Source organism: Halorubrum sp. GN11_10-6_MGM (assembly GCF_005435165.1).
Lineage (GTDB): Archaea > Halobacteriota > Halobacteria > Halobacteriales > Haloferacaceae > Halorubrum.
In genome coordinates, this window is the sequence record NZ_SGUC01000001.1 from 78852 (window position 1) to 105254 (window position 26403).

Sequence of the window (26403 nt, forward strand, 5' to 3'; positions counted from 1 at the left end):
AGACGGGCTCGGCGCCGACGAGGTGTGACCGCGCAGACGTGCGTTTTCTATGGCCAATTATCTCTTTTGATTCTTCCGGCGCGCGGTTTTATCATCTCGGGTCCGTACGGTCGGTAGAACTCACTGTGACCCTCCGGCCATCCGATACGTCGACGCCGGCTCGCGGCGCCGGCGAGGGCGACGCCAGCGAGACCGACGAGCGATCCGCGGCCGACGCGCCGACCGACGACGCGGAGCGGGCGGCCCGATCGGGAGAGCGCGTCGGCGACGATCGGTCCCCGAGTGTCGCCGACGCCGACCGGGCGCCGGAGCCCCTCGACGCGACGCCGGGGGAGGGAGAGTCGAAGCTCCCCGAGACCGACCGGTTCCTCCTCGCGGTCGCGGTCGACGGCGAGGTGCTGTTCGCCGGGCCGTCCGTGCCCGACGTGGTCGGCGTGGCGCGCGACGCGTTCGTCGGGAGCGACCTCCTCGACCGCGTCCACCCGAGCGACCGCGAACCGGTGGCCGACGCGCTGTCGGCCGTCGCGACGACCCGCACGGTCACGCACCGCATCCGCCGCGCGAGCGGGGGGTACGCGTGGGTCGAGTCGGTCGTCGACGAGGAGCTCGCGTCCGAGTTCGGCGGCCGGATCGTCACGGTCCGCCGCGTCGACGTTGACCGCACCTTCCCGGAGCGCTACCGCGCCTTCTTGGAGTACGGCAGCGACCTCGTCACCGTCGTCGACGGCGACGGCCTCGTCGTCTACGAGAGTCCCTCGATCGAGGAGGTGCTCGGCTACGAGCAGGGGTCGACAGTCGGGCGCTCCCCGCTCGGCTACGTCCACCCCGACGACCGCGAGCGGGTGACGGAGCGGTTCTACCGCGCGCTCGACGAGTCGACCGCGGCACCCACGCTGGAGTACCGCTACCGCACCGCCGACGGCGACTGGGTGTGGCTTGAGTCGCGCACTCGGTCGCTGCCGACTGACAGCCCCGTGGGCGAACTGCTGATCAACTCCCGGGACGTCAGCGCGCGGAAGGCGCGCGAGCGCCGGCTCACCGACCGGAACGAGCGGCTCGACCGCTTCGCGAGCATCGTCTCGCACGACCTGCGGAACCCGCTGTCGGTGATCCGCGGGTCCATCGAGATGGCGCAGGTGAAGGAGGACACCGACCCCCTCGAACGCGGCGAACGCGCCGTCGATCGGATCGACCGGCTCGTCTCGGAGCTGCTCACTCTCGCGCGGCAGGGGAGCGGGATGGACGAGCCGACCGAGTTCGCGCTCGCGAGCGTCGCCCGCGACGCCTGGGAGACAACCGCGGGGAACGACGACGCCGGGCCGGAGCTGGTCGTCGCCGGCGACGCGCGAGTGTACGGGGACCGCGGGCGCCTCCGACAGGCCTTCGAGAACCTGTTCCGCAACGCGAGCGAACACGCGGTGACGGGGGACGGAGAGGCCGACCGACCGAACGGTGGGGGCAGCGAGCCGGACGCCGAGGCTGAGGGATCGGACGCCGAGACCGGCGAATCGGACGCCGCCGGGCGAGACGGCACCGACGACGGCCTCAGCGTTCTCGTCACCGCCACCGACGCCGGCTTCCTCGTCGCCGACGACGGGAGCGGGATCGACCCCGGCGACCGGGACTCGGTGTTCGACTCGGGGTTCACGACGCAGGCGGACGGGACGGGATACGGCCTCGACATCGTCCGCGAGGTCGTCGAGTCGCACGGGTGGACGGTCGAACTCCGCCGCGACGCCGACGGCCCGATCGGGCTGCCGGACGGGCGACGGCTCCGGCTGCCGGACGGCGCGTGTTTCGAGGTGTGCGCCCCCGGTCCGGCCGACGCCGACCCCGAGGAGCCCTGGATCGACGGCTGAGAGAACGGCGCGTCGTCGTGGGTCCCTCCGGTGAGCCGGCGCGTTTATTCCCGGCGACCGCCAATCCGGGCCGTGAACGCCGCCGACGTCAGGGTCCGAGTGGCCGAGCGCGCCGACCTCCTCGCGGTGGTCCGGATCGAGCGCGCCTGCTTCTCGGACCCGTGGCCCTACGACGCCTTCGAGCGGCTGCTGGACGAGCCGGCGTTCCTCGTGGCGGAGCGGGCGGGCGCGGTCGTCGGGTTCGTCGTCGCCGACCGGACGCCGAACCACGGGCGCGACATCGGCCACGTCAAGGACCTCGCCGTCCACCCCGACGCCCGCGGCGAGGGGATCGGACGGACGCTCCTGCGGTCGGCGCTGGTCCGGCTCCGCTCGACCGGCGTGGCCGTCGTCCGGCTGGAAGTGCGCGAGGGGAACGACCCCGCCCGGTCGCTGTACGCCGACGAGGGGTTCGAGCCGATCCGGCGCGTGGGCGGGTACTACCGCGACGGCGAGGACGCGCTCGTCTTGGTCGTCGACCTCGCGGCGTGGGCCGATGGAGAGGCGTCGAGCGGCGGCGACGGCGGCGTCAGTGGAGAACGATAACGAGCCGCACGCCTATCGGCCCGCGGCGCGGGGTTTGACAAGGCTTAGTGTGAGCGAGAGCCACTCAAGTGGTATGAGTTCGGTTCCCGAGCGGTCCGAGATCGACGCCGAGTACAAGTGGGACCTCGACGGCATCTACGCCGACGACGAGGCGTGGGAGTCGGCCTACGAGGAGGTGGCCGGCCGGATCGACGAGCTGGCCGCCTACGAGGGGCGGGCCGTCGAGGACGCCGGCACCCTGCTCGAACTGCTGGAGCTTCGCGAGGAAATCTTCCGCGAACTCCGACAGGTGATGACGTACGCCCGCCTGCGCAGCGCCGAGGACACCCGGAACCAAGAGTATCAGGCGATGTCCGCGAGGGCGTCGTCGCTCGGTTCCGAGGCGTCGAGCGCGGTCTCCTACCTCGAACCGGAGATCCAGTCGCTGACGGAGTCGGACGTGGAAGCCTTCGTCGACGACGAGCCCGCGCTCGCCGAGTACGAGCACTACCTCGACGACGTCCTGCGAAAGAAGCCGCACACGCGGTCGAGCGAGGTCGAGGAGGTGCTCGCGGACCTCTCGGAGGTCACCGACGCGCCGAGCGAGATCTACTCGATGCTGACGAACGCGGACATGACCTACGGCGTCGTCGAGGACCCCGACGGCGAGGCGGTGGAGATCACGCAGTCGAACTTCACGAAGCTCCAGACGAACCCGGACCGCGAGTTCCGCGAGCGCGTCCACGAGACGTTCTACGACGAGTGGGAAAGCGTGCGCAACACCGTCGGCACCTCGCTTGAGAAGGCCGTCCGCGAACACGTCACGAGCGCCGAGATCCGCGACTACGACTCGGCGCGCGCCGCCGCGCTCGACGGCTCGAACGTCCCCGTCGAGGTGTACGACACGCTCGTCGAGGCGGTCGACGACAACCTCGGGGTGCTCCACCGGCACGCCGAGTTGAAGGAGGCGGCGCTGGGCGTCGACCAGCTCCAGAGCCACGACCTCTACATGTCGCTGACGGGCGATCAGGGCCCCGACGTGGAGTACGAGCAGGCCCGCGAGTGGGTGATCGAGGCGGTCGCACCGCTCGGCGACGCGTATCAGGAGCGCATGGCCGAGGGGCTCGACTCGCGGTGGGTCGACGTGTACGAGAACCGCGGGAAGCGCTCCGGCGCGTTCTCCTCGGGCACGTACGACACGCAGCCGTACATCATGATGAACTACCAGGACGACATCGCCTCGATGTTCACGCTGGCCCACGAGCTGGGCCACTCGATGCACTCGGAGCTGGCGGGCGACGCCCAGCCGTGGCACGACGCGAGCTACGAGATCTTCGTCGCGGAGATCGCCTCCACCGTCAACGAGACCCTCCTCACCCACCACCTGCTCGACACGGTCGAGGACGACGAGCTGCGGACGCACATCCTCGACGAGTACCTCGAACGCTTCCGCTCCACCCTCTTCCGGCAGACGATGTTCGCGACGTTCGAACAGCGTATCCACGAGCGCGTGGAGGCCGGCGACGCGCTCACGCCCGACGCCTTCGACGAGATGTACGCCGACCTGAAGGGCGACTACTACGCGCCGGCGGAGCTCACCGGCGGCATCGAGCGCGAGTGGCAGCGCATCCCGCACTTCTACTACGACTTCTACGTCTACCAGTACGCGACGGGCATCTCCGCCGCGGCCGCCATCGTCGAGCGGATTCTCGACGAGGGCGAGTCCGCCGCCGCCGACTACCGCGAGATGCTGAAGGCGGGCGGCTCGGAGTACCCGCTCGACGTCGTCGAGCTCGCCGGCATCGACATGGCGTCGCCCGACCCGATCGAGTCCGCCGTCGGCGTCTACGACGAGTACCTCGGTGAGATCGCGGCCCTGCTCGACCTGGAGTAGACGGTTCGACCCACCCACCCTCCGATTTTATTATCTGTCTGCCCCGATGGCGACGGCATGGAATGGCGCGACCGATTAGACGTCGGGGCGGACATGCTGCGTCGGCAGGCGGTTCGAATTCCGCTCCCCGACACGGAGGCGGAGCGGGACCTCCACGAGAACATGGCGCGGATCGCGGACGCCGGCGAGCGAAAGAGCCGGCTACTCGACGACCCGGACGTCCCGCTGACGGAGGTGTACGAGGACGAGTTAGACGAGATGCGACGGAGCTTCGAGTACCGCCTCCAGCAGGTCGCCGGCGAGGAGTACTACGAGGTCGCGACCGCCTATCTCGACGGGGAACGCGACGACTGGGTCGGGGCGTTGGCGGCGTATTACCTGGAGTGTTACTACCGGTTACAGGAGCGGTACACCGTCGACGAGCAGATATTCTTCTTGTTGATCCTGCGATACCCGGACTGTTTCACGGTGAACCTCAGTTTCCTCAGCGGCGGGATAGAGGGAGACGCGGTTCGGTACGAGTCGCCCGCGCTCGCGGACGCGGACCTCACCGACCGCGGTCGGGAACAGTACTACGCAGACAGCCAGTACTCCCAGCACGAGGCCGCGGAGTACCTCCGCGAGAGGGTCGGCAGCATCCGCGAGGCGTTCCCGGACCCGGACACGACGTCGGTCGAACGGCGGCGTTACGGCGGGTTCGTCCATCTCACCGGACGGCAGGGACCGACGTTCGCGGAGCTGCTCGACTCCTGCGCTCCGGATCCGGACCGGTTCGACGAACCGGCCGCGAGGCCAAGCATCGTCTCGGAGGGGCCGGAGGCGAAACGAGCGAAGCGAACCCTCCTCACCGACGCCGAGGTGTTGATCTGACCGGTCCGGAATGACCGGTTCGACCGTCCCGGCACCGATTTACCGCTCCCCGACGACACACCGGACGATGGACGAACGCGTACGCGAGCACGCCGAGGTGCTCGTCGACTGGAGCGCCCGGGTGGAAGCCGGCGACGACGTCGTCGTCAGCGTCGCGGAGGACGCCCACGAGCTGGGCGTCGCGGTCGCCGAGGCGCTCGGCGAGCGCGGGGCGAACGTCACGACGCTGTACGGCTCCGACGAGGTCTCCCGCGCATATTTAAAAGGCGTCGAGGCCGGAACCGACGGTGACGTGGAGGCCGACGACTTCGATTCGGCCCCCGACGTCGAGCGCGCGATGTTCGAGGCCGCCGACGCCTACCTCCGGATCGGCGGCGGGCGCAACACCACCGCGACCGCGGACGTCGACCGCGCGACTCGACAGGCGCACGCGAAAGCGCGCAAGGGCGTCCGCGAGGCGCGGATGGACACCGACTGGGTGTCGACGGTCCATCCGACGCGGAGCCTCGCCCAGCAGGCGGGAATGGCCTACGAGGAGTACGCCGACTTCGTCTACGACGCCGTCCTCCGCGACTGGGAGGCGCTTGCCGAGGAGATGGCGAAGATGAAGGATGTCCTCGACGACGGCGACGAGGTCCGGATCGTCACCGAGCGCGACGGCGCGCCCGACACCGACGTTCGGATGTCGATCGCGGGCCGGACCGCCGTCAACTCCGCCGCCTCGGTCGCGTACGACTCGCACAACCTCCCATCGGGCGAGGTGTTCACGGCGCCGTACGACACCGAAGGGGAGGTGTTCTTCGACGTGCCGATGACGATCGACGCGACCCGCGTCCGGAACGTCCACCTCACGTTCGAGGGCGGCGAGGTCGTCGACTTCTCGGCCGAGGCGGGCGAGGACGCGCTCGCGGACATCCTCGACACCGACCCCGGCGCGCGGCGGCTCGGCGAACTGGGGATCGGGATGAACCGCGGCATCGACCGGTTCACCGACTCGATCCTCTTCGACGAGAAGATGGGCGACACCGTCCACCTCGCGGTCGGCCGCGCCTACGACGCCTGCCTCCCCGAGGGCGAGACCGGCAACGACAGCGCGGTCCACGTCGACATGATCACCGACGTGAGCGCCGACTCTCGGATGGAGGTCGACGGCGACGTGGTTCAGCGGAACGGGACGTTCCGGTGGGAAGAGGGGTTCGAGGAAGCGGACTGAGAGACGGCCGGTTTCCTTACGCCGTCGCCGCCTCGATGGCGGCCTCCAGGTCGGCGACGATGTCCGCGGGGTCCTCGATGCCGACCGACAGGCGGACCATGTCGGCGGTGACGCCCGCGGCCTCCTGTTCTTCCTCCGTCAGCTGCTGGTGCGTGGTCGACGCCGGGTGGATGACGAGCGTCTTCGAGTCGCCGACGTTCGCGACGAGCGAGGCGAGGTCCGCCTCCTCGACGGTCGCGCGCGCGGCCTCGTAGCCCGCCTCGAGTCCGAAGGTGAGCATCCCGCCGTAGCCGCCGTCGAGGTACTCGCTCGCCTCCTCGTGGGTCTCGTGGCTCTCCAAGCCGGGGTAGTTCACCCACGCGATATCGTCGTGGTCGTCGAGGTACTCGGCGACGATCCCGGCGTTCTCGCAGTGGCGGTCCATCCGCAGCGGGAGCGACTCGGTCTGCTGGAGCGTGTTCCACGCGTCGAACGGCGACTGCTGGTCGCCGAGGTCGCGGAGCCCGCGGGTGATCGCGGCGAAGGTGAAGGCGGCGTCACCGAACCGTTCGGCGAAGTTGATCCCGTGGTAGGCGGGGTTGTCCTGTGCGATCTCGGGGTATTTCTCGGCGTGCTCGGCCCACGGGAACGAGCCGCCGTCGACGACGACGCCGCCGACGGTGGTGCCGTTGCCGGTGAGCCACTTCGTCGTCGACTCCCAGACGAGGTCGGCGCCGTGTTCGAGCGGCCGGCAGAGGTACGGCGTCGCGAACGTGTTGTCGACGAACAGCGGGGCGCCGTGGTCGTGGGCGATGTCGGCGATCCGCTGGATGTCCGGCGTGACGAGGGCGGGGTTCCCGATCGTTTCGAGGTGGACGTAGGCGGTGTCCTCGTCGATCGCCTCGGCGTACCCCTCGTAGTCGAGCGGGTCCACGAACCGCGTCGTGACGCCCCGGCGCTCGACGGAGTGGGTGAGGTAGGTGTAGGTGCCGCCGTACAGCGCGGAGGAGGTGACGATGTTGTCGCCCGCGGAGGCGAGCAGGAACGTCGTCACGTCGAGCGCGGCCATGCCCGAGGCGGTCGCGACCGCGCCGACGCCCCCTTCCAGCGAGGCGATCCGCTCTTCGAGGGCGGCGTTCGTCGGGTTCATCAGTCGGGAGTAGACGTTGCCGGCCTCCTCTAGGGCGAAGAGATCCGCGGCGTGGTCGGCGTCGTCGAACTGGTAGGCGGTCGTCTGATAGATCGGCGTCGCGCGGGCGCCCGTCGCCGGGTCCGGGTCCGACCCGGCGTGAACGCTTCGCGTGCTGAACTTCGGCCCGTCGTCCCCCTCGTCGGATGGCATACGTCGGCATTCCGTCGCCGCGTATTTAAAGCCGACCGGCGTACGCGGACGTTTCCGGTATCTCTGATATCGCCTTCGCGGGGGGCGGGGCGAGGCGCGGGACGCGCCGCGGTGCCGAGCTCGTGACAACGGTTAACAGCGTCGGGCCGTAACCTCGCGTATGGGAACACAAGGTCCGCGCGGCGAATCCGCCGAGATGGAGGAGCTGCTGGCGGCGATCCCGGACGGGGTCTGGCAGTACCTCGCGCTCGGCGTCGCTCTCCTCGTCGGCTTCGCCCTCCTCAGCCAGAGCCTCGTCTACGGCGTCGCGGCGCTCGCGGTGCTGGTGGCGGCCGTCACGGTCGTCAGCGCCGTCGAGATCGTCGACGCCTACGACAAGGAGGCGCTCACCGTCTTCGGCGAGTACCGGAAGCTCCTCCAGCCCGGCGTCCACCTCATCCCGCCGTTCGTCTCCCGGACGTACGCGTTCGACATGCGGACCCAGACGATCGACGTGCCGAGCCAGTCGGCGATCACGCGAGACAACTCGCCGGTGACCGCCGACGCGGTCGTCTACATCAAGGTGATGGACGCCAAGAAGGCGTTCCTCGAAGTGGACGACTACAAGAACGCCGTCTCGAACCTCGCGCAGACCACCCTCCGCGCGGTCATCGGCGACATGGAGCTCGACGACACGCTCTCGAAGCGGGAGCTGATCAACGACCGGATCAACGAGGAGCTGGACGAGCCGACCGACGAGTGGGGGATCCGCGTCGAGGCCGTCGAAGTCCGCGAGGTGAGCCCCTCACAGGAGGTCCAGCGCGCCATGGAGCAGCAGACGGGCGCCGAGCGCCGTCGGCGCGCGATGATCCTCGAAGCGCAGGGGGAACGCCGCTCCGCCGTCGAGCAGGCGGAAGGTGACAAGCAGTCCAACATCATCCGCGCGCAGGGGGAAAAGCAGTCCCAGATCCTCGAAGCGCAGGGGGACGCGATCTCCACCGTTCTCCGCGCCCGCTCGGCCGAGTCGATGGGCGAGCGCGCCATCATCGAGCGCGGCATGGAGACCTTAGAGGAGATCGGGAAGGGCGAATCGACCACCTTCGTCCTCCCGCAGGAGCTCACCAGCCTCGTGGGGCGCTACGGCAAGGCGCTCTCCGGCTCCGACGTCCAGCAGATGGAGGGACTGGAGGGCAAGGAGTTCGACGAGGAGACGGAACAGCTGCTCGGCTTGGAGGACATCGAGTCCGCGTTAGAGGAGCTCGACAGCTACTCCGACGGGAACCTCTCGGCGAGCCGCGACGGCGAGGACGTCCCGGACGCCGAGATAGAGGAGTTCGAGGTCGACGAGGCCGACATCGACCTCGAAACGGAGACGGAGCGGCCGAGCGACTAGGCCGCGGTCGGGGTGGCGGGCGCGCGACGGCGCGTATTCTCAGGGCCGCCAGCGGTCGGGGCCGGCGACTCGACTACGAGTAGCGATCAGCTCTCACAGGCCCGACAGTCGAGGATGTCTCGACTGAATTTCTGTGCGGCGTTCACGCTGTGCTGATAGTAGAGGCTCTTGACTCCCTTCTTCCAAGCCTCTATGTAGAGCTGATTGATCTCCTTGACGCTCACTTCGCTCGGGTCGATCGAGACGTTCACGCTCTGTGCCTGGTCGATGTGTTTCTGTCTCTGTGCCGCCTGATTTATGATCGCCATCTGCGGGATCTCCGCGAAGGTCTTGAACACGTCCTTCTCTTCGTCAGTCAGACAGTCGAGATGTTGGACGCTCCCGTCTTTGTTCGCGATGCTGTCCCAGACTTCGCGGGTGTCTTTGCCCCGCTCCGCCAGTCTCGCCTGAAGGAACCTGTTCTTCTGCGTCGACTTCAGCTTCGCCCCGTCTCGCACGAAGTAGTTCGATTTCAGCGGCTCGATGCTCGGACTGACCTGACCCAGAATGACGCTGCTCGATTTCGTCGGCGCCACGCTCATCGTCGTCGCGTTCCGCCTGCCGTACCCCTCGAGAACCTCCGGCTCCCCGAACTCGTCGGCGAGCGCCTCGCTCGCCTCGTAGCTCCGCTCTTTGATCGTCCGGAACAGCTCTTCGTTCTTCTCCATCGCCTCCATGCTGTCGAAGGGGATCATGTTGCTCTGGAGGTAGCTGTGCCACCCGAGGACGCCGATCCCTATCGCCCTGTGTCGCTTCGCGAACCGCACGGCCCGCTCCATGAACCGGACGCCCTCCGTGCGCTGGATGAACTCCTCCATCACCGCGTCGAGGAACCGCGTCAGCGTCTCCACCGCGTCGGTGTCCTTCCACTCGTCGTAGTGGAGCGCGTTCATGCTCGAGAGACAGCAGACGAAGCTCTCGTCGGCCGTGGCCGGCAGCGCGATCTCGGTGCACAGGTTGGACGCGTTTATCTGGTACCCCTTGTCCTTGTACACCTGTGGCTTCCCCTCGTTCATGTTACCCCGGAAGATGATGTACGGGACGCCGATGTTGATCCGGGTCTCGATGATGTCCGCCCAGGTCTCTCGCTTCTCTTCGTCGCCGTCGATCATCGCCTGAAACCAGTCGTCGCCGATGATGACGCCGTAGTAGATATCCTGAACCGGATCGCCTTCGGTCTTGATGTTGAGCCACTCCTCTAAGTCGTCGTGTTCGACGTCGATGTAGCCCGCGAACTGCCCCCGACGGGTTTCGCCCTGACTGATGACGTTGATGATCGTATCGAACAGCTCCGTGAAGCTGTAGCTCCCGTTGCTCTTGCCGTTGTTCGTTATCGGACTGCCCCGCGGCCGCAGCTCGCCGAAGTACCCGCTCGTGCCCCCGCCCTGCTTGGTCATCTCGCCCACCTCGGCTTGGGTGTAGAGGATGCTCTCGATGTTGTCCTCCATGTAGCTGCCGAAGCAGCTGATAGGGAGGCCCCTGTCCAGTCCGAAGTTGGACCAGACCGGGCTCGCGAGACTGTAGTAGCCGCGGCTCATGTACTCGTAGAACTTGTCCGCGAACCCCTCTTCGCCCAGAATCTCCTCGGCGCGCTCCGCTATCTGTCTGACTCTCTCCTCCGCGTCGACGCCGTCGATCAGGTATCCCTCTCTGAGAAACTCCCTGCTGTCCTCGTTCAGCCAATAGAACGGTTCGTCGTGTCGTTCCGCGACGCTGTCGAGTGCTGTTTGTGCCATTGTTAGAACATGTCCTCGGCGGTAACGCTCTGCGTGTGTTTGTTGTACGTGGTCGACCGCTTGCTGAAGAAGTCGTTATCCTTCGTCATCATGATGTCCTCGTCGAACCAGCGCGTCTCTTCGAGCAGGTCGTCGTCCGTCTCGAATATCGGTTCCACGCCGACGTTTTCGAGACTCCGATTGAACCGGTCCCGCAGGAACGCGTCGACGTGCGCCCGGGGAAGGAACTCCAGTTCGCCGTCAGCGAATATCCAGTCCAGGATCTCCGTCTCCGCCTCGTAGGCGCGCTGACAGGCATCCTGAACCTCTTCCTCGAAACCGTCATCGAAGAGGTCCGGGTTCTCCGCTCTGATCGTCTCCACCAGCTCGACCCCGAACAGCCCGTGTATCTGCTCTTCCTTGCTGGTCGCTTCGACGGCGTTCGCTATCCCCGTGAACTTCTTTTCGTGCTTGTCGAAGCTCGTCATGATGAGGAACTGGCTGAACAGCGACACGTGTTCGACGAACGTGCTGAACAGCAGGATGCTCATCACGTACTCCCGTTCGTCGTCGCTCTCGCTCTTCTCCAGATACTCGTCGAGATACTCGATCCGCTCTTCGATCGCCGGCTCCGCAGTCACCTGTTCGAAATCGTCCGTGATTCCTAAGACGTCGAGCAGATGACTGTAGGCGTCCATGTGCCGCACTTCGCTTTCCGCGAAGGTCATACCCACGTTCCCGACCTCGGCTTTGGGCATCTCCTCGTAGATGTCCGACCAGAACGTCTTCACCTGCACCTCGATCTGCGCGATAGCCAGCATCGTCCGCTTGATGACGGTCTGCTCGGCGGGAGTCGTGTTGACCTTGAAGTCTTGGACGTCTCCGTCGAAGTTGAACTCCGTGTGTACCCAGTAGCTGTTCCGGATCGCCTCGACGTAGTCGAGGAACTCGCTGTACTCGTAGGGCTTCAGCTGTGTTCTCTCCGAGAAGATGTCCGTCTCTGCCTCTGTTCCCGTACTCGCGTTCGTCTTTGCGTTTTCGCTTTCACTCATCGTTGGTCAGCTCGAACGTGACCGATCGCTTGGATCGCCGCTGCCACTGTTTCGCATCAGTCCAGTGAGTCCGGCCGCAGTCGTGTCGCTCGGGAGACGGTCTTACAGCGTAGTGCGAGTGTAGCCGTGTGAACCGTATCGGACCACACAGACTCCACTGGTATAAGTATTACCAACAAAGTTGTAGTATGGCAAATTCACTTTCATAGCGGGGGTTCGGAGCCGTCCCTCCGATCCGCGAACGGACGGTTCCGAGGCGGGGGCTGAGCGGTGATCTCCGGTTACGAGTGGTCGCTACGGTGCCCAACTGACGGCGTCAAGCTCCACGCGGGTCCAATCGCGGGGGCTCAGTCGGGCGGTTCGGCGAGAAGCGCGAAGCCGATGAGCCGATCGGCGTCGAGCGATCGGGCGCGGAAAGGACGACGGCAGAGAATCCACTCAGGGCCGCCAGCGCTCGGGGTCGACCGCCCAGAGGAGGGCGACGGCGACCGCGCCGCCGACCCCGCCGGCGGCGAGCGAGAGGGGATTAGACGCTCCCAGCGCCAGCGCGACGAGGAGCAGGATCGATCCCGCAAGGAGGACTGGGGTGTCCTCGGTGACCGTCGCCTGAACCACCGGCGCGACGGCGCTACCGACGACCGCGCCGGCGACGATCCGGGGAGAAAATTCGGAGAGGAGCGCCGTCCGTGCCGCCGGGTTCGTCACCGTTTCGGGAACGGATTCGGGCGCAAGAAAGAGACCAGCGCCGAACGCGAGCGCGGCCACGATGCTGAGTGCGGGCGCGACCAGCGCGGCGCGGGCGGAGGCGTCGGTGCCGCCCGCGGCGGCCGTACCGCCGACGAGCAGGACCGAACCGACCGCGAGGAGCGCGGGAGTGGCGAGCAGCGAGACGGGCGAGGGGGTAACGAACGCGATTCCGTCGGGCGCGGACGACGAGGGCACGAGTCCGATGGAGACCGTTCCGGCGAGAGCGATCGCGGCAACGCCGACGACGAGGAGGGCCGATCCGAGGAGACGACTGCGGAGTGCCATGGGCGGTCGGACGCGTTCCGATCACAAAACGATCGCGGGACGGAGTGGGGTGAGGTGTCCCGGAGCGGCCGCCCTCACACCGTGATTCCGGCGCGCTGGCCGCCGATTGTGACGATCACGCGCTCCGGCGGCCCGCGCTCGTCGGTGAGCCGGAGGAGGAGCGTCTTCACGACCGGGTCGTCGGTCTCGATCTCGCCGCGGACGCCGGCCTGATCGACGGCGATCCGGAGCGAGTGGTCGCCGGTGCGGCTGACCCCGCCGAGGCGGAGTTCGACCTCGGGCGCGGTGAGCCGCTGGGCGATCACGAGGATCGCATCGCCGCCGTCGTCGACGAAGTCGGTGCGCTCGACGAACTCGCGGGACTCGGTCGCGTCGGGCTTGAGCGCGCCCAGGGCCGACGCGGCCGATTGGAAGGAGGCCGCGTGCGTCAGTAGCTCCTCGGGGCGCGCGAGGACGCTGCGCGCGTCGACCATCGGATTGCCGTCGACGTACCGGCTCCGCACGCCGAGATCGCGCGGGGTCGAGGCGGCGACGTCGTGGAGGCGGTCGACGCACCCGGCGGTGGCGAGTGCGAGCGCGCCGGCGACCACCGCGCGACGGTACACGGCCTCGACTGTGACGCACCGACGTAAAAACCCCGCCGTCACGGTGACGCGGACTGAGAATCGGAGCGGCGGTCGCGGTGCGGGCGACGGTCGCGGTGCGGGCGACGGCGCCGGGACCCCCGGCCGCTACTCCTCCATCGCGGGCGCCGGGACGCCGTCGTCGCCCGCGTCGATCTCGAAGGCGCGTCGCAGCTCCGCGATCCGGTCGCGGATGTCCGCCGCCAGCTCGAACTCCAAGTTGCTCGCGGCCTCGTCCATGCGGTCTTCGAGCGCCTCGATCTGCGCTTTCGCCTCGTCTTCGCTCTCCACGTCGCCGACGCTGACGTTCGAGGTGTCCGTCTTCGACCCGGGGAGGTTCGTCTCGCTGACCGGCTTGTCGATGGTGGTCGCCTCGTAGCCGTGTTCCCGGTTGTATTCGAGCTGGATCTCGCGGCGGCGCTGGGTCTCCTCGATCGCTTCCCGCATCGAGTCGGTGGTCTCGTCGGCGTAGAGGACGACTTCCCCGTTGACGTTGCGGGCGGCCCGTCCCATCGTCTGGACGAGGGTGGTAGTGGAGCGTAAGAATCCCTCCTGGTCGGCGTCGAGGATGGCGACGAGCGAGACCTCCGGGATGTCGAGCCCCTCGCGCAGCAGGTTGATGCCGACGAGCACGTCGATGTTGCCGAGGCGGAGGTCCCGGATGATCTCGTGGCGTTCGAGGGTGTCCGTCTCGTCGTGCATGTACGCCACGTCGACGCCCGCCTCTTCGAGGTACTCGGTGAGGTCCTCGGCCATGCGCTTCGTGAGCGTGGTGACGAGGACGCGCTCGTCGCGCTCGATCCGGTCGTCGACGCGTTCGAGGAGGTCGTCGACCTGCCCCGTCGCGCCCGTCACCTCCACTTTCGGGTCGACGAGGTGGGTCGGGCGGACGATCTGTTCGACGATCCGGTCGGAGGTCTCGCGCTCGTAGTCGCCCGGCGTCGCCGAGACGTAGAGCGTGCGGTCGGTCTTCTCCTCGAACTCCTCGAAGGTGAGCGGGCGGTTGTCGTAGGCGGTCGGCAGCCGGAACCCGTTCTCGACGAGCGAGTCCTTCCGCGACTTGTCCCCCTCGTACTGCCCTTTGATCTGGGGGATCGTCTGGTGGGACTCGTCGACGACCGTGAGGAAGTCGTCCGGGAAGTAGTCGAGCAGGGTGTAGGGGGCGTCGCCCGACTGGCGGTCGTCCATGTGGACCGAGTAGTTCTCGATCCCCGAGCAGTATCCGGCCTCTCGAAGCATCTCCAGGTCGAAGGTGGTGCGCTCCTCGATGCGCTGGGCGGCCACGAGGTCGCCCTGCCGCTCGAAGTAGCTGACGCGTTTCTCCATCAGGTCCTCGATCTCCGCGACCGCCTGTTCGAGCTTGTCGTCCGGGATCGAGTAGTGCTCCGCGGGATGGAGCATTACCGCGGGCTCCTCGCTCACCACCTCGCCCTGCATCGGGTCGACCTTGATCATCCGGTCGATCTCGTCGCCCCAGAGTTCGACGCGCACCGCGTACCGCCCGTACATCGGGTAGATCTCGACGGTGTCGCCGCGCACGCGAAAGGTGCCCTGCGTGAAGTCCACGTCGTTGCGCTCGTAGTTCAGGTCGACGAGCCGCGTGAGCAGTTCCTCCCGGCCGACCTCCTCGCCGACTTCGAGGCGGAGCGCCATGTCGCGGTAGTTCCCCGGGTCACCCAGCCCGTAGATGGCCGAGACGGAGGCCACGACGATCACGTCGTCTCTGGTCAGCAGCGAGCGCGTCGCGGAGTGGCGGAGGCGGTCGATCTCCTCGTTGATCGACATCTCCTTGTCGATGAACGTGTCCGTCTGCTCGACGTACGCCTCCGGCTGGTAGTAGTCGTAGTAGGAGACGAAGTACTCCACCGCGTTGTCCGGGAACAGCTCGCGGAACTCCTCGTACAGCTGGGCCGCGAGCGTCTTGTTGTGGGCCAAGACGAGCGTCGGCTGATCGAGCTCCTCGGCGACCCACGAGACGGTGTTCGTCTTCCCGGACCCGGTGACACCGAGCAGCGTCTGCTTTTTCGCGCCCGACTCGAACCCCTCGACGAGCCCCTCGATCGCCTCGGGCTGGTCGCCCGCGGGCTCGAACGGGGCGTCGACGCGGAGGGGGCGGTCGACGGTCGGGCGGTCCTCCGAGAGGGGGGAGTCGGCGTCGCTCACGATACCCGTCGTTGGGCGGCGAGACACTTGAGCGGCGCGGCGCGCGCGGGGTTCGTCGGTGACCCCGGCGATCAGTCGGCCGGCGTCTCCCGCCGTCGCCGGTGGTCGACGAGGGTCGCGATCGAACCGAGGAGCGCCAGCGTCGTCCCGGCGGCGCCGAACGCGTGGTACGGGTTCGCGAGGTCGGCGATCGGCAGCATCATCGCCAGCGTGAACGCGGACCCGAACAGGCAGATTGCCGCCGCTCGGAGGTCCGGGTCGTAGTGTTCCCAGAGGCGGGAGAGGAGGGCTGTCAGCATGCCGCGGGCTGCTCGCGGGGCGGTAATATGTCTTCGGGTCGACCGGGGTCGGCGGAAATCCTCGTCCTCGCCTGACCCGCCGGCCGCGGCGGGAGAAGACTGACAACCGGTGCGGTGGAACGCCCGGGAGTGTTCCCCGCCCTCACGCCCGGCGTCGCGGTCGGCGCGGCCCTCGTGCTGTTCGTCTGGATCGCCTCCGGCGTCTGGGTCAACTTCGACTCGCGTGCTCGCGGCAGCCGCCACCCCACGATTTGGGGCATTCTCACGCCGCTTTCGGGATTCGTGCTGTTCTATTACCTCCTGTGGTGGCGTCGCGGGCGCCCCCGCGAGTGGCCGCCGGGACGAGTGGAGCGGGCCACGGCGGTCGTCGTCGTCGCCGGACTCGGCGGGCTGCTCGTCGGAAGTCTCGTGTCGCCGCCCGACCCGGCTTCACAGCTGACCACGTGGCCGATCGCGTTCGCCGGCTGTCTCCCCGTCGCGTACTGGGGGGTTCGGAAGAGATTCGGCGCGGAAGACTCCGAGTCCGACGTTCAGTAAAGTCCGCAGCGATCGGCGCGGTGACGAGCACCACCGAATCCCCGCACGGCGACCGCACCTCACGCCCCCCCAGCCTCGCCGCTCACGCCCTAGCGGGCGTTCGCGGCGTCCCTCGCGCGTGCGACTCGCGGCCTCAGGCCGCTCGTCGGCACGCGCCACCGCATTTTCATCGTTTCGCGTGTCCGCATCGACGACCCCGCCGCTCGCCGGACGAAAACGTTTCCCCCTATCCCCGCGACGCTCTCGGTATGCGCATCGCCGTCCCCAACAAGGGTCGTCTACACGAGCCGACGCTCTCGCTCTTAGAGCGCGCCGGGCTCCACGTCGAGGAGACCGCCGACCGCCAGCTGTACGCCGACACCGTCGACGAGGACGTGACGGTGCTGTTCGCGCGGGCGGCCGACATCCCCGAGTACGTCCGCGACGGCGCCGCGGACCTCGGCGTCACCGGCCTCGATCAGGCGGCCGAGTCCGGCGGCGTCGCCGACGACGCGAGCGCGGCCGCCGGCGACGACCTCGTCGACCTGCTCGATCTGGGGTACGGCTCCTGTAAACTCGTCCTCGCCGCGCCGGAGGACGGCGGGATCGAGGCCGTCGAGGACCTCGCCGGGAAGACGATCGCCACCGAGTTCCCGAACGTCACCCGCGACTACCTCGACCGCGTGGGGGTCGACGCCGACGTGGTCACCGTGACGGGCGCGACGGAGCTGACCCCCCACGTCGACATGGCCGACGCCATCGTCGACATCACCTCGACGGGGACGACGCTGAAGGTGAACCGACTGGCGGTGATCGACGACGTGCTCGCCTCCTCGGTCCGGCTGTTCGCCCGTCCCGACGTCGTCGGCGACCCGAAGGTCGAGCAGGTGGTGACGGCCTTCGAGTCCGTGCTCGCGGCGGACGGCCGCCGCTACCTGATGATGAACGCGCCGACGGCGCGGCTCGACGACGTGAAGGACGTGATCCCCGGGCTCGGCGGGCCGACCGTGATGGACGTCGAGGCCGACGAGAACGGCAACGGGATGGTCGCGGTCCACGCCGTCGTCGACGAGCGCGACGTGTTCGAAACCATCTCCGAGCTGCGGTCGGTCGGCGCGACCGGCATCCTCGTCACGGAGATCGAACGCCTCGTGGAGTGAGGCCGACTCACCGCGGTTCGGGACCGCCGTCGCGGACTTTATCATCGCCGATCAGGCTCTCCTTCTCGGCTCGCGAGAGCGATTTGATCGCGTACTCCCGCGACATCGCGGCCGACTTCGAGTCGAACGACTCGACGTGGCGCAGGGCGACGGGGGTCCGGCCGCGGGTGTACTTCGCGCCCTCGCCCGCGTCGTGTTCGGCGACGCGTCGCTCGACGTCGGTCGTATACCCGGTGTAGAGGGTGTCGTCGGCGCACTCGATCACGTACACGTGGTGGTCGGCCACGGGGGTGCGTGCGAGCGCGAGCGCAAAATGTGTGCGGATGTGCCCGAGGCGGGGGCGAGACGGAGCAGCGGCTCTCCGTGCGCTCGGCATTCGAACGGCGTTTCGCCGGTCAGTCCCCGGTTCGAGTCCGCTCGCGAGACACCTCGGCGATGCCCGCGTTCGCGGAGCACTTCGGGCACGCGTTCAGGTCGCCGCGCTCGTCCGCGAAGACGCGCGCAAAGCGGTCCGAGACGTGCGACCCGCAGTGGTCACAGCGTGGCATGTGGTACCGACGTGTACGTCGGCAAGATCGGTAGGAACTCGACAAACTAATACCCTTTCTCGGCCCCGTCGACTGCCGGTGTTCGCGGGTTTAAGCGGATCGGAGGCCCCCCGAGACGGCCGGGTCGATCGCGGCCGCCGAGCCGGGTCCGCGACCGCCGTGAACCGGGCCGCTCACTCGGCGCGCGCCGCGTCGACCGCGCGAGCGATCAGCCCGGCCTGCGCCCCGGCGACGAAGCCGGCGTCCACGTTGACGGTCGCGAGCACGGAACACGACTGGAGCGCGCCCTCCAGCGCCGCGACGCCGTCGCCGCCGACGCCGTAGCCGGTCGAGACGGGGAGGGCGATCACGGGGGCGTCGACGAGCCCCGCGACGACGGTCGGCAGGGCGCCCTCGCGGCCCGCGGCGACGACGACGGCGTCGGCCTCGCGGACCCGGTCGATCTGATCGAGGATTCGGTCGAGGTTCGCGACGCCGACGTCGTCGACCCGGTCGACCGTCGCGCCGATCTCGCTGGCGACGACCGCCGCCTCGCCGGCGACCGGGGCGTCCGCGGTGCCGGCGGCCACGATCGCGACCGTGGCGTCGAGCGACGGCGGCTCGAAGTCGGCGGCGCGCGCGACCACCGTTCCCGTGCGGTCGTCGCGGTCGACCGTCGCGTCGGCGTCGAGGTCGCCGACCGCCGCCGCGACCGCCGACGCCGTCGCCCCGTCCGCGCGCGTCACCAGCGCCCGCCCCGTGGTCTCGACCGCCGTCGTCGCCAGCGCGGCGACCTCCGCGGGCGTCTTCCCCTCCGCGAGGATCGCCTCGGGTATCCCGCGTCGCCGCTCCCGGTCGGCGTCGAACCGCCCGGCGTCGGTGGTCGCGTAGCCCGCGAGCCGTGACTCCGCCTGCTCGACGCCGATCTCGCCCGCTTCGAGCGCCGCTAACGTCTCTCGCATGGGCAGTCGTGAGAGGCGAGCCGAGTCGTACCTGTCGGTTCGGCACGGCCGGCGCCGACCGCGACGCGGTCGCCGGCGCGCGCGACGCCGACCGGAGGCCCGAGCGCACCGGTGAGCGTCACGCGACGGTGCCGCCGCCCGAGCGAAGCGAGTGCGGGACGGGGTCGGAGCGCGTTCGGAACAGCGCGGCGACGTGAATCTCACAAGATTTATAAGTCACTATCTTCGCGGCCCCCCGCGAACCGGCGCCACGGCGCCCCTCGCGGTCGAATTCAGGAACTCTTATTAACCATCACCGGGTAGAGCCGGTCGCATGGCAGACCTCATTGTCAAAGCGGCCGTCAAGGAAGCCCTGGACGACAAGAACGTCGCTTCGGACTTCTACGACGCGCTGGACGACGAAGTGGACGAGCTGCTCGAAGACGCCGCGCGCCGCGCCGAGGCTAACGACCGGAAGACGGTCCAGCCGCGCGACCTGTAAGGCGGACCCGTTTCCGTTCCGTTTTATTTCCGCGTTACCCGCCGAGCGGCGGCGCTGTCGGCCACCTCCGTCTCTTCCGGCGGTGTCAGATATCCTCGACTCGGACCCCCGACTCGGTGCCGACGTGGACCTCGTCCGCGAGCCCGACAAACAGGCCGTGTTCGACGGCGCCGGGGACCTCGGCGAGCGTCGTCGACAGCGCCGCGGGGTCGTCGATCGCGCCGAACGCGCAGTCCAGCACGAGGTTCCCGTTGTCCGTCACCACGGGACCGTCCTTCCGCTCCGCGCGCCGCAGCGTCGGCTCTCCGCCGGCCTCCCGGACCGCCGCGGCGACCGCGGTCCGCCCCGCCGGCAGGACCTCGACCGGGACGGAGCGGTCCAACCGCGGCAACTCCTTCGAGGGGTCGGCGACCACGAGGAACCGGTCGGCCGCGGCGTCGACGAGCTTCTCGCGGGCGTGGGCCGCGCCGCCGCCCTTGATCAGCGCGCCGCCGGGGACGGGACCCGGCGATCCGTCGCGCCCGGTCGCCACCTGATCCGCCCCGTCGATGGCGAGGTCAATCCCCGGTCCGTCGGGGCCGACCGCCTCGGGGAGGTCGAGGCAGGGAATCCCCTCCTCGGCCGCGAGCTCGCGGCTCGCGAACGAGGTGGGGACGCCGCGGACGTCGAGACCCGCGTCGACTCGATCGCCGAGCCGCCGGATCGCGTGCGCCGCGGTCGAGCCGGTTCCGAGGCCGACCACGTCGCCGTCGGTCACCGCCTCGGCCGCCGACTCGCCCGCCCGGCGCTTCGCCGCGTCGCTCCCGCCGCTGGTCTTCATGAGACCGAGTGCGCGCGCGGCGGTTGAAAAGGCGTCGGCGCGCGAGCGGCGGCGGGGCGGGACGCGCCCGGTGGCGTCACTCCAGTCGGTCCAACACCGCCTCCGCGTCGTACGCGAGGGTGAGCTCGCGGGAGCGGCCGCGGCCGTCGACGTCGGCGTACTCGGCGTCGATCACGCCGAGCTGGTCGAGCTTGTTGATGATCTCCGAGTAGCGGGTGTAGCCGAGGTCGGTCTCGTCGTTGAACGCGTCGTACACCGTCCCGGCGCGCTCGCCGTCGTGCTCGGCGAGGACGCGGACGAGGTCGCGCTCGGAGTCGGAGAGCCCGCGGAGCGACCGCGAGAGGTGGACGTGTTTCGACTTGTCGTACGCCTCCTCGACGTCCTCATCCGAGATCGTCTTCGAGGCGCGCATCTCGGCGTTGAGTCCGGCCCGGCGCAGGAGATCGATGCCGACCCGGAGGTCGCCGCTGTCGGCGGTGAGGTCGGCGACGCGCTCCAGTTCGACGTCGCCGATGACGCCCTCGTGAAAGCCGCGCTTGGCGCGCTCGGCGAGGATGTCGTATATCTCGGTGGCGTCGTAGACGGGGAAGTACACCTCCTCGGGCCGGAAGACGGACTGGACGCGGGTGTCGAGGTCGTCGATCACGTCGAGGCCCAGATCGGAGGAGACGACGATGACGCCGATCTTCGCGCCGGAGTGGGCCTCGTGGGCGCGAAGCAGCGAGTACAGCGTGTCGGACGCCTCGTTCTCGTAGAAGAGGTAGTTCACGTCGTCGAGGGCGACGACCAACACCTCGTCCTCCTCGACGAGCCGGTCGGTGATCTGGCCGAACAGCTTCTTGAACGAGATGCCGGACGAGGGGGGTTCGTACTCGAATATCCCCTCGAACAGCCGGGAGAACACCGCGTAGCGCGTCGAGTCGACCTGACAGTTGACGCGCACCGTCCGGACTTCCGTGCGGGCACCCAGCTCGCCGAACAGCTTCTGGACCGCGGTGGTCTTGCCGGTTCCCGGCGGGCCGCGGACCATCGTGTTGAGCGGGCGGGAGCCGCGGACGGCGGGGCGGAGTGCGTACTTGAGGTTCTCCAGCTGGCTCTCGCGGTGGCGGAACGTCTCGGGGACGTGGTCGATCTCGAACACCGACTCGTCGCGGAACACGGACTCGTCCCACGAGAGCATGTCCCCGCCGTCCCCGGTCATGCGAGTACCACGAGAGGCCGCGCACTTAACCGTTGCCCGGCGCCGGGGCGAAACTGAAACGTGTCGCACGAGCGCCCGATGGAAGCGATTACGCCGATCGCTCGTTCACTCTCGGTCCGGCGGAGAGGCGGGGTCGTCCGGCCGATCGGCCCCCGCGTTCCCCGACGCGTCTCCGCGGCGCAACACCAGCACGTGGCGCGTCAGCGACCGATGGACGCGCCGCTCGAACGCCGCGTCGACCGTCCAGCCGGCCTCGCGCGCCGGCCCGCGCCAGTCGCGATCCGCGACCAGCACCGCGCGCGGCGCGACCCGGGCCGCCTCGGCGAGCGCGCCCGCGACGAGGTCCGCGAGCTCGTGGCGCGCGATCTTCGACTGCCGGCCGTACGGCGCGTCGAACGCGACGCCGTCGAGGGCGTCGTCCGGGAGCGGGAGCGCGGTCGCGTCCGCGCGAGCGACGTGCCACTCCGGGGATCCCTCGCTTCCCAGATACTCGCGGAAGTTCTCCCGCGCGCCGCGGACCATCTTGGCCTGCGCGTCGCAGGCGACGGCGTCGGCGCCGACGAGGCCGGCCTCCAGCGGGAGTCCGCCGGTGCCGCACATCGGATCGAGCAGCGTCCGACCCGGAGCGGCGCCGGCGAGGTTGGCGTACGCGCGGGCGTCCGCCGGCGCCATGCTCCCGGGCTGGAAGAAGGGGCGCTCGGTGGGGTTCGGCGCGAAGTCGCGGGCGGCCTCGACGGCGACCCAGCCGAGTGCGCACAGGTCCGCGTCGCCGCCGTCCGCGCCCGCGACGGCGTCGTGGTCGGCGCGCGGGCCGGCCGAAAACAGCGCGCGGAGGACGTGGTCGGGGTCGTCGAGGTCGACGTCGAACCCGCGGTCGACGAGGACGCCGCCGAGTTCGCGCTCGGCTTCCTCCGTCGAGACGCCGGACGTGCCCCGGACGTCGCGGGCGCGGACCGCGACCGTCCCGGAGCGGTCGAGCGACGCGGCCCGGAGCGCGGCGACCGCGGCGTCGACGTCGGCGTCCGTCCGCGCGACCGCCTCGTGCGCGGCGCGGGTGTAGGCGAGCCGCCGTATCCCGGACCGGTCGACGCCGCCGGTACGCGCGACCCCCGGTGCGAGGAGGTCGACGCCGGTCGCGGCGGTCGCCGCCTCGCGGGCGGCGAAGGCGTCGGTCTCGCCGGCGAGTTCGAGCCAGTACACGCCGACCGCTCCGCGCGGCGGCGGCAATAGCGTGGCGGTTCCGACCGGCTACCATTTAAGTGCGTCCGGGCGAGAATCGAGGTGATGACGGCCGACCCGAAGGAGACGATCACCGTAGAGAACGTCGTCGCTTCCACGGGGATCGGACAGGAGCTCGATCTCCAGAGCGTCGCGATGGACCTCGAAGGCGCCGACTACGACCCCGAGCAGTTCCCCGGCCTCGTCTACCGCACCACGGACCCGAAGTCGGCCGCGCTGATCTTCCGTTCGGGGAAGATCGTCTGTACCGGCGCGAACTCGATCGAGGCGGTCCACGAGAGCCTCGACATCGTCTTCGGCGAGCTCCGCGCGCTTCAGATCCCGATCGAGGACCCGGAGGTGACGGTCCAGAACATCGTCACGTCGGCCGACCTCGGCGAGAGCCTCAATCTGAACGCGATCGCGATCGGCCTCGGCTTGGAACACATCGAGTACGAGCCGGAGCAGTTCCCCGGCCTCGTCTACCGGCTCGACGAGCCGGAGGTCGTCGCGCTCCTGTTCGGCAGCGGGAAGGTCGTCGTCACCGGCGGCACGACCCCCGAAGACGCCGCCGCCGCCGTCGACGTGATCGTCGAGGAGCTGAACGGGCTCGGTCTGTTGGACTGACGCGACGGACGGGGCGCTGCGACGCTCGTTCGACCCGGGCGCGTTCCGCGGCCACTTTTATCCCCGCCCCCGTAGGTGAACCATGCTCTTACAGACGGTGACGCCGGTCTCCGTGCTCGGGACGACCGTCCTGTTGGCGCTGTTCCTCTCTATCACCGCACACGTCGCGGCCCGAAACGTCCTCGGCGACGTCGACCCGCGGCGCGCCCTCTACGTCGGGCCCCTGCCCGCGGTGATAAGCGTCGTCGGCAACGCGTTCGACCTCTCGGGGGCGCTCATCCTCCTCGCCGCGCTCCTCATCGACGGGACGATGTTCTGGTGGAGCTACGAGCAGCCGCGGCGGGTCGTCGCCGTGATGACGCTGATCCACGCCGTGGTCACGACGCTGCTCAGCGGGCTTCTGCTCCTGATCTCGGTTCTGCTCGCGTCGATGCCGGGGTAGGCCGACTGGAACGGTCCTCGGCGCGCCCTCCGGTCACGGCGACGGCGGCGGTCCGTCGTACGCGTCGTGGTCCTGATAGAAGTTGAGGGTCGCGAACTTCAGCTTCTCGGGGGCGACGTCCAGCAGTTCCTCGCGCTCCTCCGGCGGGAAGGCGGACCGGACCGAGTACTTCCCCATGTCGGCGGTCGTGTAGCGGCGGTCGGCGAGGATCCGCACACCGAAGTCGTCCGGGCCGCGGATCACCCGGCCGAGCGCCTGCCGCGTCTTGCGGATCGTCGGGATCTCGACCGCGTACGTCCACCCCGGGTCGCGGGCGCGGTCGCGGTCCGCGAACGCCCGGTCGTAGGCGTCCTGAACCGCCTCGGTTCGGTCCGAGAGGTGCGGGTACGGGACGCCCACCACGACGACCGTGCGGGCGTCGTCGCCGTCGAAGCTCACCCCCTCGCCGAGCGTGCCCCACAGCGACGTGAACAGCGCGGCGCCGTCGCTCTCCACGAACTCGCTGCGGAGGCGTTCCTCGTCCTTGCCCGGGCCGTCGAGGTAGATCGGGCCGAGGTCGGAGGCGGCCGCGTCGGGTCGCCCCGCAGCGTCCCCGGCGCCGCTGCCCCCGGGGTCGACGCCTCCGCCCGACCCCGTGAGCCGCTCGTGGTAGCGCTCGGCCTCGGCGTACGAGGGGAAGAAGGCGAGCATGTTGCCGGGCGTAAACCGGATCGCGTCGCGGAGCAGCGAGGACACCGCCTCTTGCGTCTCCGGGTCGTTGCGGTCCGAGGCGAAAAGCGGCGGCACGTCGGCCGCGAACGTCCGCCGGTTCGCCTCGGGGTACCCCATCCCGTAGGCCATCGACGCCGCGTCCTCCAGCCCGAGCACGTCCTCGGTCACGTCGAACGGGCGCAGCGTCGCGCTCATCAGGACGGAGGCGGCCACCTCGTCGAACAGCTCGCCGGTGACGTTCCGGGGGATACAGGTGTACAGCTCCGCCCGCCCGTAGGCCTCGTCGGTGCCGGCGTCGCGCCGGACGGAGACCACCGGGTACTGGCCGAACTCGGCCCCCTCGTCCATCCACGTCGCGACGAATCGGGCGGCCGCGAGCGTCTGCGACTCCGACCGGGTCGTCGCCTCCCCGTCGCGGTAGCGGCGCTCGTACTCCTCGTCTATCGCCTGCCCGAGCTGGACGGCGAGCTCGGTCTCAGTGTCGATCCCCTTCCCTTCGTAGTTGCGGAGGAACGCCAGCGTGAGGTCGTCGCGGCGGTCGTCGTTGGCGATCGAGACGTCCTCCCAGCTCTCCGTCACCGACTCCGAGCCCCCGAAGCCGAGCGCGTCCTCGTACGTCTCGACGAGGGCGTCGCGGAACGCACGGAGCACGTTCTCGGCGGGCTCGGCGCGGGAGTCGTCGCTGTCGTCCAGTTCGTCGAGCGCGGCGTCGAGGGTGTTCTCCGTCAGCGTCCGGGTGGCGTGGTCGCGGGCGGCGTCCTCGATGTTGTGCGCCTCGTCGAAGACGGTGATTATCTCGCTCGGGTCGCGGTCGATCCAGCGGAAGAACTGCTCGCGGATGTTCGGGTCGAGGAGGTGGTGGTAGTTACAGACGACGAGGTCGACGCCCTCCATCCCCTCCTTCAGCAGCTCGTAGCCGCACAGCTCCCGTTCGTCGGCGTACGCGTACACGTCCTCGGGCGTCCGAACGTCTTCGAAGAGCCACGAGAAGAACTCGTCGGTGTCGCGGGTGAGGTTGTTCCGGTAGTGTTCACAGACGTTTGCGGCCTCGTACTCGTCGATCTCTGCTTCCAGCTCGTCGAGCTCCTCCATGATCGCCTCGCGGGCCTCGGCCGCGCCCGCGTCGCCCTCGCGGCTCTCGGCCAGCAGCTCGCGCTGGCGCGACTCCAGCTCGCGGACCTCGCTCTCCGTCTCGACCATCTCGCGGGTGGTGTCGCGGAGGGTCTGACACTCCTGATAGTCGACGTCGATGTGACACATCGACGACTTCCCCTTGAAGACGACCGCGCGGATCGGCTCCTCGCGGGTGATCGCGCGGGCGTCCTCGACGAACTGCCGCATCTGCTGGTGGACGTTGGTCGTGATGACGACCGTGCGGTCGTGCTCGCGGGCGTGTTCGAGGGCTGGCACGAGCGCGGAGAGGGTCTTCCCCGTGCCGGGCGCCCCCTCGAACAGCACGTCCTGTCCGCGGTCCAGCGCGTTGGCGACCCTGTCCATCGCCTCGCGCTGGTTGGGGTACGGCTCCTCGTAGGGGAAGAACCGCAGGTGCGGCGGCTCTGACACGGGGAGAGGTTCGACGGCGTCGGCTAAAAGGAGTCGGGTGGCGTGGCGGAAGTGGTCCGCGTCGACGGCCGTCACGGAGGGGCGCGGCGCGACCCGTTCGAGGCGTTGTCACCCGCGACGCACTCTCCCGAGACGCGACTGCCCGCGACGCACCCGCTA

The 26403-nt window shown here is 69.1% G+C and carries 25 protein-coding genes; 11 read left to right on the forward strand and 14 right to left on the reverse strand.

From position 1 onward, the window contains the following. Positions 1 to 125 precede the first annotated feature (125 nt). From EXE46_RS00405 to EXE46_RS00425, 5 genes are all read left to right on the forward strand, one after another. Positions 126 to 1859: a PAS domain-containing protein gene (locus EXE46_RS00405; RefSeq protein WP_137686528.1), complete on the forward strand. Its 1734-nt coding sequence runs from the start codon at positions 126 to 128 to the stop codon at positions 1857 to 1859. Positions 1860 to 1931: 72 nt separating this feature from the next. Continuing rightward, positions 1932 to 2444 (forward strand): ribosomal protein S18-alanine N-acetyltransferase, encoded by a 513-nt coding sequence (rimI, locus tag EXE46_RS00410; RefSeq protein WP_137686529.1) that lies wholly within the window; start codon positions 1932 to 1934, stop codon positions 2442 to 2444. Positions 2445 to 2517: 73 nt separating this feature from the next. Then, positions 2518 to 4317 (forward strand): oligoendopeptidase F, encoded by a 1800-nt coding sequence (gene pepF, locus EXE46_RS00415; RefSeq protein WP_137686530.1) that lies wholly within the window; start codon positions 2518 to 2520, stop codon positions 4315 to 4317. A 57-nt stretch (positions 4318 to 4374) separates the two neighbouring features. Beyond that, complete coding sequence (locus tag EXE46_RS00420; RefSeq protein WP_137686531.1) at positions 4375 to 5187, forward strand: hypothetical protein; 813 nt, start codon at positions 4375 to 4377, stop codon at positions 5185 to 5187. Positions 5188 to 5254: 67 nt separating this feature from the next. Continuing rightward, positions 5255 to 6400: an aminopeptidase gene (locus EXE46_RS00425; protein WP_137686532.1), complete on the forward strand. Its 1146-nt coding sequence runs from the start codon at positions 5255 to 5257 to the stop codon at positions 6398 to 6400. A 16-nt stretch (positions 6401 to 6416) separates the two neighbouring features. On the opposite strand, the gene EXE46_RS00430 is transcribed toward EXE46_RS00425, so the two are convergent. After that, complete coding sequence (locus tag EXE46_RS00430) at positions 6417 to 7721, reverse strand: O-acetylhomoserine aminocarboxypropyltransferase/cysteine synthase family protein (RefSeq protein ID WP_137686533.1); 1305 nt, start codon at positions 7719 to 7721, stop codon at positions 6417 to 6419. 160 nt (positions 7722 to 7881) lie between these two features. Here EXE46_RS00430 and EXE46_RS00435 point away from each other — a divergent pair, with 160 nt between their 5' ends. Next, positions 7882 to 9093, forward strand: a complete 1212-nt coding sequence (locus EXE46_RS00435) for an SPFH domain-containing protein (protein WP_137686534.1) — start codon at positions 7882 to 7884, stop codon at positions 9091 to 9093. Positions 9094 to 9179: 86 nt separating this feature from the next. On the opposite strand, the gene EXE46_RS00440 is transcribed toward EXE46_RS00435, so the two are convergent. The 6 genes from EXE46_RS00440 to EXE46_RS00465 form a co-directional block, all read right to left on the reverse strand. Next, on the reverse strand, positions 9180 to 10868 hold the full coding sequence (locus EXE46_RS00440) for a ribonucleoside-diphosphate reductase subunit alpha (RefSeq protein ID WP_137686535.1): 1689 nt from the start codon (positions 10866 to 10868) through the stop codon (positions 9180 to 9182). A 2-nt stretch (positions 10869 to 10870) separates the two neighbouring features. Continuing rightward, the gene (locus EXE46_RS00445; protein WP_137686536.1) at positions 10871 to 11899 is read right to left on the reverse strand and encodes a ribonucleotide-diphosphate reductase subunit beta; all 1029 of its coding nucleotides are present in this window, start codon (positions 11897 to 11899) and stop codon (positions 10871 to 10873) included. A 438-nt stretch (positions 11900 to 12337) separates the two neighbouring features. Continuing rightward, complete coding sequence (locus EXE46_RS00450; RefSeq protein ID WP_137686537.1) at positions 12338 to 12931, reverse strand: hypothetical protein; 594 nt, start codon at positions 12929 to 12931, stop codon at positions 12338 to 12340. A gap of 74 nt (positions 12932 to 13005) precedes the next feature. Beyond that, positions 13006 to 13536, reverse strand: coding sequence for a hypothetical protein (locus tag EXE46_RS00455; protein WP_137686538.1), 531 nt, complete (start codon positions 13534 to 13536; stop codon positions 13006 to 13008). A gap of 126 nt (positions 13537 to 13662) precedes the next feature. Beyond that, a complete protein-coding gene (gene uvrB / locus EXE46_RS00460; RefSeq protein WP_137686539.1) occupies positions 13663 to 15717 on the reverse strand; it encodes an excinuclease ABC subunit UvrB in 2055 nt (684 codons plus the stop codon). A gap of 71 nt (positions 15718 to 15788) precedes the next feature. Then, positions 15789 to 16016: a hypothetical protein gene (locus tag EXE46_RS00465; protein ID WP_137686540.1), complete on the reverse strand. Its 228-nt coding sequence runs from the start codon at positions 16014 to 16016 to the stop codon at positions 15789 to 15791. Between the two features lie 129 nt (positions 16017 to 16145). On the opposite strand from EXE46_RS00465, the gene EXE46_RS00470 reads away from it, so the two are divergent. After that, positions 16146 to 16553 (forward strand): hypothetical protein, encoded by a 408-nt coding sequence (locus tag EXE46_RS00470; protein WP_137686541.1) that lies wholly within the window; start codon positions 16146 to 16148, stop codon positions 16551 to 16553. A gap of 248 nt (positions 16554 to 16801) precedes the next feature. Then, a complete protein-coding gene (gene hisG / locus EXE46_RS00475) occupies positions 16802 to 17692 on the forward strand; it encodes an ATP phosphoribosyltransferase (RefSeq protein WP_137686542.1) in 891 nt (296 codons plus the stop codon). Positions 17693 to 17699: 7 nt separating this feature from the next. Here hisG and EXE46_RS00480 read toward each other — a convergent pair whose 3' ends face one another. From EXE46_RS00480 to larB, 3 genes are all read right to left on the reverse strand, one after another. Continuing rightward, positions 17700 to 17978 carry a GIY-YIG nuclease family protein gene (locus EXE46_RS00480; RefSeq protein ID WP_137686543.1) on the reverse strand — a complete coding sequence of 93 codons (279 nt, stop codon included), beginning with the start codon at positions 17976 to 17978 and terminating at the stop codon, positions 17700 to 17702. A gap of 109 nt (positions 17979 to 18087) precedes the next feature. Continuing rightward, positions 18088 to 18240, reverse strand: coding sequence for a hypothetical protein (locus tag EXE46_RS16955; RefSeq protein ID WP_008440770.1), 153 nt, complete (start codon positions 18238 to 18240; stop codon positions 18088 to 18090). Positions 18241 to 18413: 173 nt separating this feature from the next. Beyond that, positions 18414 to 19181 (reverse strand): nickel pincer cofactor biosynthesis protein LarB, encoded by a 768-nt coding sequence (gene larB / locus EXE46_RS00485; protein WP_137686544.1) that lies wholly within the window; start codon positions 19179 to 19181, stop codon positions 18414 to 18416. Positions 19182 to 19494: 313 nt separating this feature from the next. Here larB and EXE46_RS00490 point away from each other — a divergent pair, with 313 nt between their 5' ends. Beyond that, positions 19495 to 19662, forward strand: coding sequence for a DUF1931 family protein (locus EXE46_RS00490; protein ID WP_004047560.1), 168 nt, complete (start codon positions 19495 to 19497; stop codon positions 19660 to 19662). An 85-nt stretch (positions 19663 to 19747) separates the two neighbouring features. Here EXE46_RS00490 and rpiA read toward each other — a convergent pair whose 3' ends face one another. The 3 genes from rpiA to EXE46_RS00505 form a co-directional block, all read right to left on the reverse strand. After that, positions 19748 to 20482, reverse strand: coding sequence for a ribose-5-phosphate isomerase RpiA (gene rpiA / locus EXE46_RS00495; protein WP_137686545.1), 735 nt, complete (start codon positions 20480 to 20482; stop codon positions 19748 to 19750). Between the two features lie 76 nt (positions 20483 to 20558). Beyond that, positions 20559 to 21683 (reverse strand): ORC1-type DNA replication protein, encoded by a 1125-nt coding sequence (locus tag EXE46_RS00500; RefSeq protein ID WP_137686546.1) that lies wholly within the window; start codon positions 21681 to 21683, stop codon positions 20559 to 20561. A gap of 105 nt (positions 21684 to 21788) precedes the next feature. Beyond that, the gene (locus EXE46_RS00505) at positions 21789 to 22883 is read right to left on the reverse strand and encodes a methyltransferase domain-containing protein (protein ID WP_137686547.1); all 1095 of its coding nucleotides are present in this window, start codon (positions 22881 to 22883) and stop codon (positions 21789 to 21791) included. A gap of 84 nt (positions 22884 to 22967) precedes the next feature. On the opposite strand from EXE46_RS00505, the gene EXE46_RS00510 reads away from it, so the two are divergent. After that, entirely contained in the window at positions 22968 to 23528 is a 561-nt protein-coding gene (locus tag EXE46_RS00510; RefSeq protein WP_137686548.1) for a TATA-box-binding protein, read from the forward strand. Positions 23529 to 23610: 82 nt separating this feature from the next. Then, complete coding sequence (locus EXE46_RS00515; protein WP_137686549.1) at positions 23611 to 23970, forward strand: hypothetical protein; 360 nt, start codon at positions 23611 to 23613, stop codon at positions 23968 to 23970. A 33-nt stretch (positions 23971 to 24003) separates the two neighbouring features. Here EXE46_RS00515 and EXE46_RS00520 read toward each other — a convergent pair whose 3' ends face one another. After that, a complete protein-coding gene (locus EXE46_RS00520; protein ID WP_137686550.1) occupies positions 24004 to 26244 on the reverse strand; it encodes an ATP-dependent DNA helicase in 2241 nt (746 codons plus the stop codon). Positions 26245 to 26403: the final 159 nt, after the last annotated feature.

Excerpts from the sequence above, each read along its gene's own strand:
- EXE46_RS00440 (WP_137686535.1), bottom strand. The coding sequence starts at position 10,868 with ATGGCACAAACAGCACTCGACAGCGTCGCGGAACGACACGACGAACCG.
- EXE46_RS00450 (WP_137686537.1), bottom strand. The coding sequence starts at position 12,931 with ATGGCACTCCGCAGTCGTCTCCTCGGATCGGCCCTCCTCGTCGTCGGC.
- EXE46_RS00500 (WP_137686546.1), bottom strand. The coding sequence starts at position 21,683 with ATGACCGGGGACGGCGGGGACATGCTCTCGTGGGACGAGTCCGTGTTC.
- EXE46_RS00420 (WP_137686531.1), top strand. The coding sequence starts at position 4,375 with ATGGAATGGCGCGACCGATTAGACGTCGGGGCGGACATGCTGCGTCGG.
- hisG (WP_137686542.1), top strand. The coding sequence starts at position 16,802 with ATGCGCATCGCCGTCCCCAACAAGGGTCGTCTACACGAGCCGACGCTC.
- larB (WP_137686544.1), bottom strand. The coding sequence starts at position 19,181 with ATGCGAGAGACGTTAGCGGCGCTCGAAGCGGGCGAGATCGGCGTCGAG.
- EXE46_RS16955 (WP_008440770.1), bottom strand. The coding sequence starts at position 18,240 with ATGCCACGCTGTGACCACTGCGGGTCGCACGTCTCGGACCGCTTTGCG.
- pepF (WP_137686530.1), top strand. The coding sequence starts at position 2,518 with ATGAGTTCGGTTCCCGAGCGGTCCGAGATCGACGCCGAGTACAAGTGG.
- EXE46_RS00490 (WP_004047560.1), top strand. The coding sequence starts at position 19,495 with ATGGCAGACCTCATTGTCAAAGCGGCCGTCAAGGAAGCCCTGGACGAC.
- rpiA (WP_137686545.1), bottom strand. The coding sequence starts at position 20,482 with ATGAAGACCAGCGGCGGGAGCGACGCGGCGAAGCGCCGGGCGGGCGAG.
- EXE46_RS00515 (WP_137686549.1), top strand. The coding sequence starts at position 23,611 with ATGCTCTTACAGACGGTGACGCCGGTCTCCGTGCTCGGGACGACCGTC.
- EXE46_RS00465 (WP_137686540.1), bottom strand. The coding sequence starts at position 16,016 with ATGCTGACAGCCCTCCTCTCCCGCCTCTGGGAACACTACGACCCGGAC.
- EXE46_RS00435 (WP_137686534.1), top strand. The coding sequence starts at position 7,882 with ATGGGAACACAAGGTCCGCGCGGCGAATCCGCCGAGATGGAGGAGCTG.
- EXE46_RS00445 (WP_137686536.1), bottom strand. The coding sequence starts at position 11,899 with ATGAGTGAAAGCGAAAACGCAAAGACGAACGCGAGTACGGGAACAGAG.
- EXE46_RS00430 (WP_137686533.1), bottom strand. The coding sequence starts at position 7,721 with ATGCCATCCGACGAGGGGGACGACGGGCCGAAGTTCAGCACGCGAAGC.
- EXE46_RS00510 (WP_137686548.1), top strand. The coding sequence starts at position 22,968 with ATGACGGCCGACCCGAAGGAGACGATCACCGTAGAGAACGTCGTCGCT.
- EXE46_RS00425 (WP_137686532.1), top strand. The coding sequence starts at position 5,255 with ATGGACGAACGCGTACGCGAGCACGCCGAGGTGCTCGTCGACTGGAGC.